The 16628-nt window shown below is 70.7% G+C and carries 15 protein-coding genes; all 15 read right to left on the minus strand.

Translation table 11 applies throughout. From position 1 onward, the window contains the following. Positions 1-53: 53 nt before the first annotated feature. Positions 54-815: a LuxR C-terminal-related transcriptional regulator gene (locus AC3WQM_RS01590; protein WP_492677177.1), complete on the minus strand. Its 762-nt coding sequence runs from the start codon at positions 813-815 to the stop codon at positions 54-56. Between the two features lie 40 nt (positions 816-855). Beyond that, positions 856-1968, minus strand: coding sequence for a UDP-glucose 4-epimerase GalE (galE, locus tag AC3WQM_RS01595; protein WP_492676669.1), 1113 nt, complete (start codon positions 1966-1968; stop codon positions 856-858). Continuing rightward, a complete protein-coding gene (locus AC3WQM_RS01600) occupies positions 1965-3236 on the minus strand; it encodes a glycosyltransferase WbuB (RefSeq protein WP_492676671.1) in 1272 nt (423 codons plus the stop codon). The genes galE and AC3WQM_RS01600 overlap by 4 nt, the downstream gene beginning before the upstream one ends. Continuing rightward, on the minus strand, positions 3233-4501 hold the full coding sequence (locus AC3WQM_RS01605; protein WP_492676672.1) for a lipopolysaccharide biosynthesis protein: 1269 nt from the start codon (positions 4499-4501) through the stop codon (positions 3233-3235). Before AC3WQM_RS01605 ends, AC3WQM_RS01600 begins: the two co-directional genes overlap by 4 nt. After that, positions 4498-5454, minus strand: coding sequence for a hypothetical protein (locus tag AC3WQM_RS01610; protein WP_492676673.1), 957 nt, complete (start codon positions 5452-5454; stop codon positions 4498-4500). The genes AC3WQM_RS01605 and AC3WQM_RS01610 overlap by 4 nt, the downstream gene beginning before the upstream one ends. Positions 5455-5483: 29 nt before the next feature. Continuing rightward, positions 5484-6437, minus strand: a complete 954-nt coding sequence (locus tag AC3WQM_RS01615) for a hypothetical protein (protein ID WP_492676675.1) — start codon at positions 6435-6437, stop codon at positions 5484-5486. After that, complete coding sequence (locus tag AC3WQM_RS01620) at positions 6434-7525, minus strand: glycosyltransferase (RefSeq protein WP_492676676.1); 1092 nt, start codon at positions 7523-7525, stop codon at positions 6434-6436. Before AC3WQM_RS01620 ends, AC3WQM_RS01615 begins: the two co-directional genes overlap by 4 nt. Positions 7526-7533: 8 nt before the next feature. After that, positions 7534-8862, minus strand: a complete 1329-nt coding sequence (locus AC3WQM_RS01625; protein WP_492676677.1) for a hypothetical protein — start codon at positions 8860-8862, stop codon at positions 7534-7536. Positions 8863-8881: 19 nt separating this feature from the next. Next, positions 8882-9859 carry a GDP-L-fucose synthase family protein gene (locus AC3WQM_RS01630; protein WP_492676678.1) on the minus strand — a complete coding sequence of 326 codons (978 nt, stop codon included), beginning with the start codon at positions 9857-9859 and terminating at the stop codon, positions 8882-8884. Between the two features lie 37 nt (positions 9860-9896). Further along, positions 9897-10595, minus strand: a complete 699-nt coding sequence (locus AC3WQM_RS01635) for a sugar transferase (RefSeq protein ID WP_492676680.1) — start codon at positions 10593-10595, stop codon at positions 9897-9899. Beyond that, positions 10592-12871, minus strand: coding sequence for a polysaccharide biosynthesis tyrosine autokinase (locus AC3WQM_RS01640; protein ID WP_492676681.1), 2280 nt, complete (start codon positions 12869-12871; stop codon positions 10592-10594). The genes AC3WQM_RS01635 and AC3WQM_RS01640 overlap by 4 nt, the downstream gene beginning before the upstream one ends. A 44-nt stretch (positions 12872-12915) precedes the next feature. Continuing rightward, positions 12916-13995 (minus strand): polysaccharide biosynthesis/export family protein, encoded by a 1080-nt coding sequence (locus tag AC3WQM_RS01645; RefSeq protein WP_489058853.1) that lies wholly within the window; start codon positions 13993-13995, stop codon positions 12916-12918. 124 nt (positions 13996-14119) lie between these two features. Beyond that, positions 14120-15043, minus strand: coding sequence for a hypothetical protein (locus AC3WQM_RS01650; protein ID WP_492676683.1), 924 nt, complete (start codon positions 15041-15043; stop codon positions 14120-14122). Further along, positions 15036-15857 carry a serine aminopeptidase domain-containing protein gene (locus AC3WQM_RS01655; RefSeq protein ID WP_492676684.1) on the minus strand — a complete coding sequence of 274 codons (822 nt, stop codon included), beginning with the start codon at positions 15855-15857 and terminating at the stop codon, positions 15036-15038. Before AC3WQM_RS01655 ends, AC3WQM_RS01650 begins: the two co-directional genes overlap by 8 nt. Continuing rightward, positions 15854-16627, minus strand: a complete 774-nt coding sequence (locus AC3WQM_RS01660) for a 4'-phosphopantetheinyl transferase family protein (protein WP_492676685.1) — start codon at positions 16625-16627, stop codon at positions 15854-15856. The genes AC3WQM_RS01655 and AC3WQM_RS01660 overlap by 4 nt, the downstream gene beginning before the upstream one ends. Position 16628: the final 1 nt, after the last annotated feature.

Consider the following 16628-nt stretch of genomic DNA (forward strand, 5'->3'; position numbering starts at 1 on the left):
CAGCCTTTGTTGTGCAGGGGGTGGTGGATCGGATCGCTTCGAAGGCGTGCCGCTCAGATCAGGCCCGTGTGAACGGCGAAGTTCACCGCCTGGGCGCGCGAATGCACATGCAGCTTCTTGTAGATGCTCTTGATGTGCACGTTGACCGTCTGGCCGGTGATGCCGAGCCTGGCGCCGATCTCCGCCGAGACGCAGCCTGACGCCACGTGGCGAAGGACCTGGCTCTCGCGCGGCGTCAGCGTGGCCCCGTGCGGCGGCGACGTGGCGTCGTCGGCGGGCTGCTGCTGCGGCTGCTCGCGGGGCTGCTGGTTCAGGCGGTGCAGCAGGCGCCGCGCGAGCCGCGGCGTGATGACGGCGCCGCCGTTCACCACGTGCAGCACCGCCTCGGCGAAGCTCTGCAGCCAGGCGTTCTTCAGCAGATAGCCCGTGGCGCCCAGCTCGAAGGCGCGCAGCACGTGGGCGTCGTCCTCGAGCGAGGAGATCACGATGATCTCGCCGTTGCCATGGTGGCGGCGCGCCTCGGTGATCAGCTCGAAGCCCATGCCGTCGCTGAGCCGCAGGTCGACCATCAGCACGTCGAACGCATGCGTGGCCAGCAGCTTGCGTCCCTCGCGGATGCTGTCGGCCTGGCCTTCGAGCTGGATGCGCAGGTCCGACAGCAACTCCTGGGCGATCACCCGGCGCATGTACTCGTCGTCGTCGATGAGCAGCACGCGCACCGGCGACTTTTCCTGGCCGGTCATGAAATCCGGCCACAACCTTGCGGCGGACGCGTACGCGGGGGTGGTGGAAGTGCCCTGCTGACGCAGCAGCATCGCGGCGGGGGCGGGGTCGCCGGACGTCATGAGCGTGTTGTCAACCATGTTCTTGCCCCGGTTGGAGTGAGTGAGGGAGGGAGGCCGATGCGGCGCTGCCGTCGGCGGTGTGGACCGGGAAGTCCGGCACCGGCGCGTCGAAGCCGCGCGGGTTCGCCAGCTGCCAGCGCCAGCTGTCGGCGCACATCTGGTCCAGGCTTCGCTGTGCACGCCAGCCGAGCCTGTCCTGGGCGTGCTGCACATCCGCCCAGTAGGCCGCGGCATCGCCGGGACGGCGCGGCCCGATGTGCACCGCGATGCGGTGCCCGCACGCGCGTTCGAACGCCGCAATCACGTCGAGCACCGACGCGCCGCGCCCCGTGCCCAGGTTCACGGTGAGCAGGCCCCGATGGAGCGCCGCGTACCGCAGGGCCGCCACATGGCCTTCGGCCACGTCCATCACGTGCACGTAGTCGCGCACCCCCGTGCCGTCGTGTGTGTCGTAGTCGTTGCCATGCACGACGACGTGCCCGCGCTCGCCCACCGCGACCTGCGAGACATACGGCACCAGGTTGTCCGGTGGCCCCTGGGGGTGTTCGCCCAGCAGGCCGCTCTCGTGCGCGCCGATGGGATTGAAGAAGCGCAGGCACGCGATGCCCCAGCGCGGATCGGAGCGCGAGAGGTCCGCGAGCATGCGCTCCACCATCACCTTGGAGCGCCCATAGGGGTTCACGGCCGCGTATGACGCGCTTTCCCGTATCGGCGAGCGCGGGATGTCGCCGTAGACCGTGGCCGAGGACGAGAAGATCAGCGTGCGCACGCCGGCGCGCTCCATGGCGCGCGCCAGCGCCAGGCTGCCCGCCACGTTGACGTCGTAGTAGCCCAGCGGGTCGCTCACCGAGCGGCTGACCGCCTTCAGCCCCGCGAGATGCAGCACCGCGTCGACCCCGTGCTCGGCGAACACGCGGTCGAGCACCGCCGCGTCGCGCACGTCGCCGCGCACGAGCTGCGGCTGCACGCCGCAGATGCGCCCCACGCGCTCCAGCGAACGCGGATCGCTGTTGACCAGCGTGTCCAGCACCACCGGCAGGAAGCCGGCCGAGATCAACGCCACGCAGGCGTGGCTTCCGACAAAGCCGGCGCCACCCGTCACGAGGATCTTGGAGGGGGTCATGGCCGTGACTCGTGAAGGGAAGACGGCGTGGTCGTGCCTGGCTGCGCCACGCAGCGAAGCAGTTCCTGCTCGAAGCGCGACAGGATGGCGTCCTGGTCGAGCTCCGCCAGCGCGAACGCGCGGCCCGCCGCGCCGAGCGCCTGGCGCAGGCCCGGTGAGCACGCGAGTTGCGCGATCGCATCGGCCAGCACGGCGGCATCGCCAGGGGACACCACGACGCCGCGGTCCGCGACCACGCGGGCGAGTTCGGTGCCGGGGTGCGCCGTGACGATCACGGCCTTGCCGCTGGCGAACATGCCGGCCAGCTTCGAGGGCATCACGAGGTCCGCGGCATCGGCGCGCTGCGGCAGCACGTGGATGTCGGCCATGCCCAGCAATTCGTTGAGCCGCTCGGCGGGTTGCAGGTCGAGAAAGTGCACGCGGTCCAGGCCGGCACAGGCCGACATCAGCGGGCCGCGGCTCGGACCGTTGCCGCAGATCACGAAGTGGATGTGCTGCCGGTCGGCGAGCAGGCCTGCCGCCTCGGCCAGCAGCTCGATGCCCTGCTTGGCGCCCAGGCTGCCCGCATAGAGCACGACCACGGCCTCGGGCGGAATGCCCAGCTCGGCCCGGTAGCCGCCGCCCGCATGGGGGGCGGGGCGAATCGCCGAGACGTCTACCCAGTTCGGGAAAAGCACCAGGCGACCTTCATCGATGCCCTTGCTCCGGGCCTTGTCGATCATCGCCGCGGAGATGGTCGACACGCGGTCGAACCTCGCCAGCAGCCAGCGCTCCAGCGACAGCGCGACACGCCGCACGCCCGCACCGCGCAGCAGGCCCAGGCCGAACGCCGCATCGACCTCGAAGTCCTGGATGTGCAGCCACGACGGGACGCCGAGCAGCTTCGAGAAGCACAGCACCGCGGGCGCGCAGAAAAGCGGCGGCTCCACGACGACCACGAGGTCGGGCTTCCAGCGTGCCTGCGCCAGCAGCAGCGGCAGGCTCGACAGCATGAACGAGCACAGGTGCGCCACGCGCGACAGCGCACGCGGTTGCGAAGGCACCCAGGTGGGCGCGCGCCAGACCGTGAGGCCGTTGCGCCCGGTGGTCTTGCGATAGGCCCAGGCCGAATGCCCCTCGAACACCGCCCAGTGCGGAAAGAAGGGCGGCGCCGCGATCACGCGCACGTCGTGGCCCCGGGCCTGGAGCCAGTCGGCCATTTCCCCCGAGTACTTGCCGATGCCGGCCAGCTCGGGCGCGAAGTTCATCGAGTACAGCAGGATCTTCACGGCGACGTCTCCATGACCGGGCGCAGCAGGCGCACGATCGGAAAGAAGCCGAACAGCGCGCGCATGCGCAGCTCGTACAGCAGGAAGTCGGAGACGAAGGCGATGAAGAAGACGTAGTGCGGCTTGTCCGGAAAGAGCGAGATCACGACGCCGTACGAGGCGATGCGCAGCGCGAACTCCAGCAGCGTCCACCAGCCGAGCGAGCCCATCGTGGCGTTGAGCGAGAGCATGATTTCGTGATGGACCGTGTAGGTCCTCAGCAGGAAGTACGGCGCGATGCACACGAAGATGTCGCGCGCCTCGGGGCCGAGCTTCAGCAACGGCGCGGCCACCGCCATCAGGCCCGCCAGCCCCACGAAGAGCATGCAGCCGAGCAGGAACGAATGCCGCGCCAGCCGCAGCTTCTCGCGCGTCAGGTTGGCTGCGTTGGCGTCCAGCATCGCCGGCGTCTTCGTGACCAGAAAGGCCTGCACGAACTGCGAGGGCGCCTCCGCGAGAAGAAAGGCCAGCTTGAACGCGCCCACGTAGCCCAGCGGCATGAACAGCGCCACCAGCAGCAGGTCCGACTTGCGCAGCAGGAAGGTCAGCAGCGCATACACCGTGGCGCTGGCCTGCGACGCGAGCGCCAGCACGGGCGGCCCGACCGGCGGTGCCGCGCCGTTCGCCGTCAGGAAGATGGCCGCGCCCACGAGCATCAAGGCCAGCAGGTTGATGGCGAGCAGGTGCGCCACACCGATCTCCAGACCGAGCACAGCCATCGCCGCCACGCCCAGTACCAGCACGGTCGCGCGCATGCCCGACTCCAGGTTGAGCAGGCCCGCATGGCCCAGGCCCCGGCTGTACGACAGGCGCAGGCTGTTGAACGCGAAGACCGCGAGCGACAACACGATCAGCACGAAGGGCATGCCGACCACCGGCAGGCGCTGCGCACCCACGACGCCGGCCGCGAGCACCGCGGCGAGCGGCAGCCCGATCGCCAGCGTGCGCACCAGGTCGCCGCGCGTCACCCGGGGCGGCACGCTCGCAGCATTGCGCGAGAACAGCAGCGAACTGCCCAGCGTGCCCACGACCAGCGCCACTTCCAGCACCGACTGGTAGATCGAGTACTCGCCGAAGCGCGCGGGCGCCACCTGCGCCGCGATCAGGAAGATCGCCAGAAAACCCGACAGGTACACATAGAGCCGCGACGCGAGCGCCCCCAGCCCCAGGCGCTGCGCCAGGCGGACGCCGGGCAGGGCGAACGAGGTGCCGGCGGCTGGCTTCATGGCGTGCTCCCGTCCGCGGGGTGCTTGGCCGCCGGTGCGTCTGCGAAGCCCAGGCTGTCGGCCATGCGGCGCGCGCGCGAGGCGATCCGGTGCGCGTTGTTCTTGGCCCGGCGCGCCATCTGCAGGGCCCAGGTAAGCGCCGCGACCGTGTACACGCGGCGATGCAGCGCGGGCTGCATCGCCAGCTTGGCCGAGCCCTGGAAGTGCAGCGCGAGCACGCGCACCGTGTCGCCCGCCGGCGTCCGCAGGCAGGGCTGGCCGTCGACGAAGGCCAGGCGCTTGGCGCCGCCGCGAACGCGGAACTCGCGCGCCAGGTGGTTGGTGCCGCCGTTGACGTTGTGGTCGATCACCTGGCCCTCGAACACCCGGTTGATCGGCACGGTGTTGCCCGTGGCCTGCGCCCACAGGTACAGCAGCGTCATGTCGGACACCCCGCCGCGCACGCTGCGGGCCGCGAAGCGCTCGGCAATCTCGCGCAGCTGGTGCAGGCCGGCGGGCGTGCTGTACATGCGCACGAGGCAGGCGACGAAGTCCTGCAGGCCGGCGGCCGTCCAGTAGCTCACGTGCGGCGAAACCTGGCAGGGGTTCCAGCCGCCCGTGGGCAGGATGCTGGAGCCCGAGAAATCGGCACTGCCCACCAGGCGCGCAATGTGGGCGCCGACGCCGCGAAACAGCAGCACGTCGCTGTCGATCAGCACGAAGGCGCGGCAATCGGGGTGCGCCGCCAGGTGGTTCGCCAGCAGGAAGTAGCGCCGGAAGCAGATCTTCTCGAACGCCGGCGTGTTGCTCGACAGGTGCACGTAGGCCTGGCAGAAGCGTTCGTATGCCGGCCCGGCGTCGGTGTCCGACAGGACGACCAGCGGCTCCTGCGCCCTGGCCGCGGATTCGCCGCACAGGCGCAGGGCCGTGTTCTGGCGGTCTTCCACAACGATGAAGGGGAGGGCGTGGTCCATGGTCGGGGCAAGCAGGTTGGCAAGACGGGTCAGGGCCGCGGCGCGGTGGCGCTGCGCACCAGCGCGACGTGCGCGGGAAGAAAGTGGAAGTCGGCGTCCAGCGGCATGTCGAGCGTGAGCATTCCGCCCCGGGCGTTGGCGTCGCCGATCCAGCTGCGCAGCTGCGTCGCCGAGAAGCGCGGCGCGCTCGGCTGGGCCCAGGAGGCACCCAGCGGCGTCAGCACATGCAGCCGGAGTTCGGAGGGCGGCGAGGCCAGGCGTGCGGTGGGCTGCAGGTACTCGCCCGCCATCAGGGTCTGGCACGGCGCGCTCTTGAGGCTGAAGCGCGCCGCACCTTCGCCGGCATTGAAGGCCAGCCACCGGGTGGGGGCGCCGCTGCGTGCGGCGGCGCACAGCCGGTCCCAGTCGCGCGCGGTCATGCCGGTCGTGTTGTAGACACCGTCGAACCACCAGCCGGTGGCGAGCGCGCCGTAGTGCTGCGACCAGTCGTCGATCACGGCCGACCAGGCGGCGATGAAGCGCGCCGGCGGCGGCTGCTGCTCGGAGACGTCGCCCAGGCATTCCATCAGGTAGGGGTCGCCTTGCGGTGCGCGGAACGGCAGGTAGAGGATCAGCGCGATGCCGTGGCGGCGCAGCGCGCGGCCGATCTCCATCGGCAGGTCGCGCGGCGAACGGTTCGCGGCGCTGCGCGGGCACAGCGCTTCGAGGGCGGCATTCGGCGCGATGAACTGGCCGTTGTTCTGCCCGAGCGTGAGGATGAGATGGCTGGCGCGCATCTCGGCGAGCGCGGCAGCGAAGGCCTCGACGTCGAAGCGCCCGATGCCGGCGATGGATTGCTTGTCGGGCAGGTAGTGCACCATCACGCCGAAACCCTGCACGCCCTGCGTTTCGGGCAGTGCCGCGACGGCCGACCCGGCCCACGCGGCCAGCTCGAACGCCAGCACCGCGAGCGCGTGAAGCAGGGCGCGTGCGCGGGTCGTCATGGCGTGGCCCTCGCCAGCGACGCGTCGCCGCGCTTGAGCGTGAGATAGCTCGCCGCCACCGCGCCCGGTGCGCAGGCCCGCGACAGCGACCACGCGGGGCGCGTGCGCTGGTGCGCGGCCAGGTAGCGCTCGATGCCGCCCAGGCCGCCGAATTCGTTGCCGATGAAGAACGCGTAGCCCGCGAAGAGCTCGCGGTGCACCGGCAGGTCCGAGAGCAGCAGCGGCACGCCCAGCGTGGCCGCCTCGGCGGCCGACAGGTTGAAGCCCTCGAAGGTCGACAGCGAAATGAAGGCCGTCGCGCCCCGGTACAGCCGCAGCAGTTCGTCCCGCGACACCAGCCCCCGGTGCCGCACGCTGGCGCGCAACGCAGGCGCCAGGGCCGAGATCATGCGTTCGACCTCCTTGGCGCCGTTGCCCGTGATGTCGAGGCAGTCGACCAGGCCCTGGCGCTTCATGCGCACGAACAGCTTCAGGATGCCCTCGAAGTTCTTGTGCGGGTAGTAGTGGTAGGCCGCGATCAGGTAGCGCTCACCGGGCGCCGGCGTGCTGCCGCAAGCCGGGGGGACGGCGCCCGCATCCACGGGATTGAAGATCACCGCCGGGTGCTCGCAGCGCCTGAAGTGCCGCTCGAAATCTTCCTGGCTGCTGCGGCTGATGAAGACCACGTCGGCGGCGCTGCGCGCGACGCGCTGCAGGTTCCAGTCGAGCCAGAGGCGCTTTTGCGGCGTGAAGTACTGCGGGTACGACTTGTACTGCACGTCGTGCACCACCACGATCGAGTCCCGGTGGCGGCCGAAGGGCGCCAGCAGCGAGAAGGGCAGGAAGTAGTTCGGGAACAGCGAGTACACGCGCTCCCCGCGCAGCCATCCGCGCACCAGGTGGACGTTGTAGAGCAGCGTGTCGAGCACGAAGCGGCTGATCTTCAACCGCCGCGCGACCGCGTACAGGCGCGGATGGCGCTCGCTGATCGGCTGCACCTGGTGGTCCGGCGAGCCGCGCATGCTCTGCAGCAGCACCTCGGACACGTTCAGCACCCCGCCCGCCGACGCGTTGAGCCGGATGGTGTCGTAGAAGAGGTAGGTGGCCATGGTCGCGCTCACGTTCTCAGGCCGTCGGCAGGCTGGCGCGCCGGGCGGGGGGCCGGCCGGCGGAACCACGCGGCGAGGCTGCCGGCGACGACGGCCGCGGCCAGCCCCGAGACGGCGAACGGTCCCCAGCCCAGGATCGGCCCGCGCAGGAACGGCACGTAGGCGGCCAGCAGCACCAGCGCGCACAGGTAGCCGGGCGTGAGCGCGCGGTGGGGGTCGATGGCCCGGTCGACGACGCGAAAGAGCGCCGAGACCGCAAAGCCCAGCAGCGCCGGGCCCGCCAGCCCGAAGTCGAAGTACGCGGTGGTGAAGGGCGGCAGCGACAGGTTGCTCTGCGAGAAGTTGCCCAGCACGGCCGGCCAGCCGAGCGGGTCGAACTCGGGAAACATCTTCAGCTCGCGCGGCAGCACGAAGGAGAACGCCGAGAGCAGGTAGCGCCCGTAGCCGAGCTCGGGCGAGGGCGCGCGCTCCAGGATGCCCGCGATGACGAACATCGCGTCGAAGTCCTGGCTGAAGGGGTACGACGCCAGCTCCGCGCCCCACATGGCGTCCCGCGAGATCAGGTTCAGCACCGGCCCCAGGCCCGCGATGGCGCCGAAGATCACGGCGACGAGCGCCCACCGGTGGCGCCGCCCCAGGGCATGGATGAGCAGCGGCAGCAGACCGATCAGGATGATCTGGCGCGCCGTGTTGACCGGGTTGGCGGCAATGGCGGCGAGCGCGAACGACAGGCCCGCGACGCACCAGGCCCACAGCGTGCGCTGGCGCGTGGCGTGGATCGCGAGCGCCACGCAGCACAGCAGCACCATGAGCTTGGGCAGCGTGGAATAGACGATGTACTGGACCGGCGCGGCCTCCTCTTCGGAAATCACGCCGCGCGCCGTGAAGTTCATGTCGGGGCGCAGGAAGAGCATGGCGAACGCCACCTCCAGGCAGGCCAGCAGCAGGAAGGGGTGGGCGACGCCGGCGGCGTGTGCTCCGTGCGTGCGGGGCGTCGGCCAGGGCCCGGCCGGCGGCGCGGGCTGGCCCAGCCGTGCGGCCTCCACGCCCGCCATGTACATCAGCACGAGCATCAGCGCCTGCGTGTGCGCGGCCTGCCCGACGATGCCGACGTCCCAGAAGTCGGTGTCGGTCGCGATCTGCATCGCCGGCGCCAGCGAGAAGTAGATGAGCACCGCCGTGTAGTGGATCAGCAGGAACACGCTGTCGCCGGCGGTGCCCAGCATCGACAGCTGCACCACCGTCAGCACGAACACCACCCCGTAGCCCCAGACAGGATCGATCAGCCCGCACAGCGCGGCGCAGACGATGCCGGACCAGAAGACGAGGGTTCGCATGGCGAGGTCCGTTTCTGCTTCAGGCGTGCGCGGCCTCGGTGGCGCTGCGGCGCACCGCCTGGTAGTCCGCATAGGTGCGGCGCAGCCCTTCGGCCAGCGGCACCGTGGCGTGCCACCCGAAGCTGGCCGCGCGCGACACGTCCAGCAGCTTGCGCGGGGCGCCGTCGGGCTGGGCCAGGTCGTAGCGGATGCTGCCCTCGTAGCCCACGACCTCGCGGATGAGTTCCACCAGCTCGGCGATCGAGACGTCCTCGCCCGTGCCGAGGTTGATGTGGCCGCGCATCGGGTCGGTGTGCTGGTCGTAGGCGGCGCGCGACAGGTTCATCACGTCCAGGCAGCCCTCGACCATGTCGTCCACGTACAGGAACTCGCGCCGCGCCCGGCCGCTGCCCCAGATCAGCACGCTCGGCGTGCGGCTGATCCTGGCCAGGTGAAAGCGCTGGATCAGCGCGGGCACCACGTGGCTGTTCTCCAGGTGGTAGTTGTCGCCGGGGCCGTAGAGGTTGCTCGGCATCACGCTGCGGAAGTCGACGCCGTGCGTGGCGCCGTACTGCCGGTTGTAGCTCTCGCACAGCTTGATGCCCGCGATCTTGGCGATCGCATAGGGCTCGTTGGTGGGCTCGAGCCTGCCGGTGAGCAGGGCCTCTTCGCGGATCGGCTGCTCGGCCAGCCGCGGGTAGATGCAGCTGGAGCCGAGGAACAGCAGGCGCTTGACGCCGGCGAGAAAGGCCTGGTGCGTGAGGTTCGCCGCGATCATCAGGTTCTCGTAGACGAACTGCGCGGGGTAGGTCATGTTGGCGTGGATGCCGCCGACCTTGGCCGCCGCCACGTAGACCTGGTCGATGCGCTCGGTCGCGAAGAAGCGCGCAACGGCCGCCTGGTCGAGCAGGTCGAGCTCGGCGTGGCTGCGCGTCACGACCTCGTGGCCAAGCTCGCCCAGGCGCCTCGTGAGCGTCTGGCCGACCATTCCGCGATGACCTGCAACATAGATTCGCATGGCGTTCTTTCGGTGAAGGAAGAGGGGGCTGCGGGCGTCAGCGCGAACCGCGCGCCCCGAGCACGACGCGGAAGGTCTTCAGCAGGATCACCACGTCGCGCAGCAGCGAGAGCGTGGCGACGTACTCGGCGTCCATGGCCGCGCGACGGCGGTAGCTCACCTCGTTGCGTCCGCTGATCTGCCACAGGCCCGTGATGCCCGGGCGCACGGCGCAGTAGTACGCCCAGTAGGGGCCGTAGAGTTCCTTCTGGGCAAACATGCAGGGGCGCGGGCCGACCATGCTCATGTCGCCCTTGAGCACGTTCCAGAACTGCGGAAACTCGTCGATGCTGTAGCGGCGCAGGAAGGCGCCGAAGCGGGTGATCCGCGGGTCGTGTTCGAGCTTCTGGAACTTCTCCCATTCGCGCCGCGCCGCGTCGTTCTCGCGCAGGTGCCGGGCCAGCAGGGCGTCGGCGTTGGGCGCCATGGTGCGGAACTTGTAGAAGCGGAAGATCCGCCCGTCCCGGCCGTAGCGTGGCTGCACGTAGATGGCCGGGCCGCCCGAGGTCAGCAGCACGCCGAGGGCGATCAGCGCGTAGGCCCAGCCCAGGAACAGGAAGAAGGCGCCCGCCAGCAGGATGTCCATGGCGCGCTTGGCGGCCTGCAGGCGCCGCGAGCCGCCCACCGGCACGGGGCGGGCGGCGGTGCGCTGCGGCGTGCTTGACGTGCGTGACGTGCGTGAAAGGTGCGTGCTCATGATGTCGCGCGCTCCGGTTCGGCGTGGGGCGTGTGCCCCAGCGCGGGCGGATAGATGTTCGGCGGCAGGCGGTTGGGGCCGTAGTCGTAGCCGTAGGTGCTGTGGCGCTGGCGCGCGTCCTGCGCGTTGAGCACCACGCCGTGGAACGCCGCGCCCACGTGCGCCAGCCGCTTCGCACTCTCCACCAGGTCGCTCAGCTCGCTGTCGCCGGCGCGGGCCACGAGCATCAGGGTGCCGATGTCCGGGGACATCGCCACGGTCTCGGTCGCCAGCAGGATCGGCGGGGCATCGATGACCACGGCGTCGTACAGCGCCGAGAGGGTCTCCAGCAATCGCGTGAACGCGCTGGAACCCATCATCGTGGCCGGGTCGAGCGGCAGCTTGCCGGTGGTGATCACGTCCAGGTGCGGCAGCACCTGCGCGTGCACCGCCTGCGAGAGCGTGGCGGTGCCGGCGATCAGCTCCGACAGGCCGGTGCCCGCCTTCAGCCCGAACTGGCTCGCCAGCTTGCCGCGGCGCATGTCGGCGTCGATCAGCAGCACGCGCTTGCCGGAGGCCGCCAGCACGGCCGAGAAGTTCGCCGACAGGAAGGTCTTGCCCGCGCCCGGCGTGGCGCTGGTCAGCAGGATGCGGTTGTTCTGCGCGCCGGCCATCAGGAAGCCCAGCGTGGTGCGCAGCCTGCGCACGCCTTCGAGCGCCGGGTCTTCCGGGTGCGAGGCCGCCAGCAGCTTGATCCCGGGCCTGCCGTGGCGGATGGCGCGGTCGAGCACGGCCTGCCGCGCGCTGAGCGCGATCGTGCTGTAAACGTTCAGGCCGGTGCGCATCTCGATCTCGTCGGGGGTGGCGACCGTGCTCTTGAGCGCCTGGCGCAGCACCGCGGCGAGCGCGCCCAGGAACAGCCCCACGACCAGCGCCAGCGCCACCGAGATCACGGCCTTGGGCCGCACCGGCTTTTCGGGCGACAGCGCCTGGTCGAGCACGCGCACGTTGCCGATGCGGCCTTGGCGCGCCAGCCGCATCTGCAGCGAGCTGTTCAAAAGCGACGCGTAGAGCTCGGTGTTGACCTTGATGTCGCGCTGCATGCGCAGCGAGTTCTGCTGCAGCATCGGCATGCGGCGGATGCGGTTGTCCACGCCGCCCAGCTCCTTGCGCAGCGAGGCGATCTGCGCGTCGAGCGTGATCAGCATCGGGTGCTCGTTGGTGAAGCGGCTCGCCAGGTCCAGGCGCTTCTGGCGCGCGTCGAGCAGCTTGGCCTGCAGGTCGACGTTCTGCGACAGCGCGTTGCGCGCCTCGTCGTCCAGGCTGATGGTTCCGTTCTGGTTGCGGTACTGGTTGTAGGCCTCTTCGGACTGCTCCAGCTGCTGCTTGAACTTGGGCAGCTCGGTGCCCAGGAAGTTCAGCGTGCGTTCGGCCTGCGCGGTCTTCTGGTCGATGTTCTGGCGCATGTACAAGCGCGACACCTCGTTGAGCAGGTTCGCCAGGTGCTCGCGGTCGTCGGTCTGCCAGCTCACGTCGATCACGCTGGACAGCTTGCCCTTCTCGATCACGCGCAGCTCGCGCTGCAACGCGAGCATGGTGAGCTGTGTGGAGCGCCGGGTCAGCTCGAAGGCGCCGCCGGGCAGGGCGTCGAACGAGGCCACCAGCAGGTGGACCGTGCCGCCCGGCACCGAGCTGTCCATCGGCTCGCCGACGCGGCCGTGCAGGGGCGTGTCGAGGTCGGGGTGCGTCAGGGTGTAGCTGCCGTTGGCGCCGGCGGTCAGCAGGAACTTCTTGCCCTCGAGGGCCGGCGGCACGTCCATCTGCGGCACCGCGATCCGCTCGGTGCCCGACACGTAGCCGCGCATGCCGAGGAAGCCCGGCCGGGACAGCGTCTTCGAATGCCGTGCCATGAACTCGCCCACGACCGGGATGTAGTGCGGCCGGGCCGTGATGAACAGCTTGGTGTTCTCGATCGCCTGGCCGAGCACCATGCGCGACTTCAGGATCTCGGCCTCGCCCGAGGTCGGCGTCTTCACGTTCACGCCGTTGACGGCGGCATCGCCCGCGCCGCCGGGCGAGCGCTCGGCATCCTCGAGCTGGATCAGCACGTTCGTCTCGTACACCCGCGGCCCGAACAGCGCGTAGCCCGTGCCCAGCACCAGCGCCACCGCGGTGACCGAGGCGATCAGCCAGCGGTTGTCCAGCAGGAGGTCGACGTACTCCTTGAACCGCGAGCGGGGGCGCTCGGGTTCCGGGTTGTACGGTGGGGGAAGCGGGGGGTACCAACGCGCATTCATGGGCTTCACCTTGGGTTCGTGGTCGGGCCGGGGCGCCGCGCGGTTTATTTGCGGGCGGTGTCGCGCGCGAGGTTGATCACCTGGGCGGCGGGAAGGATCAGGGTGGCGACGCGGTTCCACGAGACCAGCGGCACGCGGTCGACGTAGACCACGTCGCGCGGCCTCAGCTCGAAGCGGTCGGCCAGCGCCAGCGCGGCCGGGTTCTTCGCGTTCAGGCTGAAGATCTGCGGCGTGTCGGGCGTCTGCGGCGAGTTGCGGATCACGTAGATCTGCCCGGGGTCGGCCGTGAGCAGGTCGGGCCCGCCCGCATCGCCCAGGGCCTCGTTCAGGCTCATGCGGCCGTTGCGCATCAAGAGCGCCGAGGGCCGCAGGATCTCGCCCATCACGTAGATGCGGCTGTCGTCGCGGGTGCCGACGTACACCACGTCGCCGTTGCGCAGCGGGATGTTGTTGGCGTCGGCGCCGAAGCGCTTGAGCTGCATCAGGTCGATGGCCACGGTGCGGTCGCCGCGCGTGAGCGTCACCTGCGAGCGGTCGCCCACGGCGGTGATGCTGCCCGCGCGGTTGAGCGCCTCCGACAGCGTCATCGGGATGTCCGTGAAGATCTGCAGCCCCGGCGTGCGGACCTCGCCCTCGACATAGGCGCGCTGGCTGCGGAACGACTGGATGCGCACGCTCACCAGCGGCGCCTTGATGATGTTGCCGATGCGCTTGGCGATCAGCTCGGACGCACCGCTTTCCGTGAGGCCCTGCAGCCGCGTGCGGCCGATGTAGGGAAAGCTGATCTCGCCCGCGGCATCGACGATGAAGCCCGGCGCCACGGTGACGCCGGTCGGGTCGCTTTGCTGCGCGATCACCGCGCCCAGGTTGGGCTGCAGCTCGGGGTTGTTGTAGACGGTGATGCCCACCACGTCCCCCGGCCCGATGGTGTAGGCCGTGGGCCGGCCGAACAGCGCCTTCACCTCGGGCGGGATGCCCGTGTTGCCGGCCAGCTGTGCGCGGATCAGCTCCGGCGTGATGGCCGCGATCCGGCCGCCGGCCGTGCCGTCGGAGGACTGCAACGGGCCCGGCGTGCCGAAGCCGGGTGCGCAGCCGCACAACCCGAGCGACAGCAGCAGCGCCATGGCGCGCGACCGGAAGCGGCCACCGGGAAGGGCGCAAGCGCCTTCGGTGCTGAGGCGGCGTTCGCCGCGCGGGTTTGCTGGGGTTGCGGATGTCATGGCAATCTCCTTGGCTTCGGTTGTTGTTTCAGGGCGCGGCGAGCGTGGCGGGGATCGCGCGCGGGGTGCCTGTCGCCGGGCGGCCTTGCCGCTGCGGGCTGGGGGCGGCCAGGCAGTGCGCGACCACCCAGTCGCCGACGGACTGCAGGAAGAGCTGCTGGCCCTTCACCGTGCAGACGGTGTGGTCCACGTCCCGAATGAACTCGTACTGCAGGCCCTGCATGAACGGTTCGTGGCGCAGGGCGCCGAGCTGGTCGCGGTCGCGGTCGCGCACGTGCAGCGATCCCGAATACAGCAGCTGCACCGCCACCTCGCGCTCGACCAGCTGCTTCATCGTGGCTTCGAACCAGATCGCGTTGACGTTGGGCGGCCGCCGGTCCACGAAGTAGCCCGGCAGCGGCTTGCCCACCGTGCTGCCCGGCAGATGGCGCAGCACCCAGCGCCGCGCCTTGCCGGGGAACGACGGGTGCAGCGGCGCCGCGAGCGCGCGGCGCACCGTGAGCTCCCAGCGCGTGCGCCGCTGGGGAAAGGCAAAGCCGTCGAACAGCGAGAGCGCCACCACGCGCGCGTCCACCGCGGCCGCCGACATGGCGTGCTCCACGCCCGAGCACATGGCCACGGCCGCGAACTGGTGGATGCCCAGCCTGCGCTGCACGAGGTCCATGGCGGCCTGCAGGCTGTGCACCGCGCGCGTCTGCAGGTCGGGTCCGGTGTCCAGCGCCTCGCTGTCGCCGATGCCGCCCAGGTCGAAGCGCAGGCTGCCCACGCCGTGTGTGGCCAGCACATGCGCCAGCTTCACGTTGATGCGGCGCGGCCCGACGCGGTGGTTCGCGCCCATGTTGAACATCAGGCAGGCGACGGGCGCCGGCACCCGCTGCGCGGGCACGGTGAGCATGCCCATCAGTGCGTTGCCGGGGCCGAAGCACACCGGGGTCTGCGTCAGGTCATTCATGGATGGCTCCCTGCAGGCGGCTGAGCGCATCGGCCGGCACCATCGCGCTGTGGGGATAGGGGTCGGACGTCCAGTCCAGCGGGTGGCTCAGGTAGGCCAGGCGCACCGGCATGTGGCGCGACTGCTGCTCGGCCGCCCATTGCGCGGTGGGCGTGTCGTCGGGCGGGGCCAGCACCAGGGTGTCGTGCAGGGCGGTGAGCGGCAGCGATTGCGGTGTGAGGGCGCGCAGCTGCGCCTGCAGCGCCGGCGAGAGGCGCACGCCCAGCGCCTCCTCGGGCAGCGCGTCGGGTTCTCGCGCGAGGTGGCGGCGCCAGGACAGGTCGGGGATGCAGAAGGTGGTGTCGATCGCCTCGACGTGCCGCTCGCGCAGCAGGCGCGCGTAGCCCTGCCCGTCGATCACCGGCTCCCAGAGCACCAGCCGCGCCGGGTCGCAGCGCCCGTTGCGCGCGGCCAGCACGGCCAGGGTGGCGCCCAGCCGCGCGCCGATCCACACGATGGCGGCGTGGGGCGCGTGCCGCCGCAGCTCCTCGTGCGCCGCGCACAGGTCGCGGCGCCAGCCGTCGAGCTCGCCCTCGCTCTCGTCGCCCGGCGAGTCGCCGGCGCCGTAGAAGTCAAAACGCAGCGTGGCAACGCCGGCGCGCGCGAGGCGTTCGGCCAGCACCTTGAAGAAGCGGTGCGTGCGCAGGCCCTCCTGCCCGAAGGGCGGGCACAGGAGCACCGCGGTGGGCTCGCCCCGGTCTTCGTCGGGAGCGTGGAACGCGCCGAAGACCTGGCGCGAAGCCGGCCCGAACATGAGCGGCGTGAAGAGGGTCATGCGACACCCCCTGCGCATCGCGCCTCGGTCATCCCTTGGCGCGCGTCCAGGGCGCGCATGGGGCCGCCTTCGAAACCGGCTCCCGATGCCTGGGCGCGGGCTTCGGTGTGGCGCCATTCGGCGAGCGAGCCCACGCTGTCCGGCCGCGCGGGTGCGGGCTCCAGCACCAGCACGAGGGTACGTCCGGCCACCGGCAGCTCGACGCTGCGGCAGTCCGGTGTCACGCCCACCTCGAAACTCTGCGGCGACACCAGCAGGCCCACGCCGATGGCCTTCAGGCAGGCTTCCTTGCGGGTCCAACAGGTCAGGAAGGCGCGGTCACGGTCGTGCGCGGGCAGGGCGGCCAGTGCGTCCTGTTCATGCGGCGTGAAATGCGCCGCGGCCAAGGCTGCCGCGTCGGACATCGGGCGCAGCAGCTCGACGTCGGCGCCCAGCGGGCCGCGCCCGCCGATGGCGATCAGTGCCAGGCCCTGGCTGTGGCTCAGCGAGAACTGGGTGCGCGGGTGGCCCGCCAGCGACGGCTTGCCGAAGGCGCCGGTGGCCAGCGTCAGCGCATCGGGCGCCAGGCCCGTGTACGCGCACAGCGCCTGGCGCAGCGCGACATGGGCCGCCACGAAGCGCGCCCGGTCGACGGGAAAGCGCAGGCTCTCGGCACGCGCGCACTCTTCTGCCGACAGCACCTGCGCGGGCAGGGTGTCGGTGAAGTGGTCCAGCTCGACGTACCGGCAGACCGGTGCGTCGATGGACAGGGCGTGGGCGGCGCCGGTCATG

It is taken from the genome of Variovorax sp. FW301-JW7 (assembly GCF_058788795.1).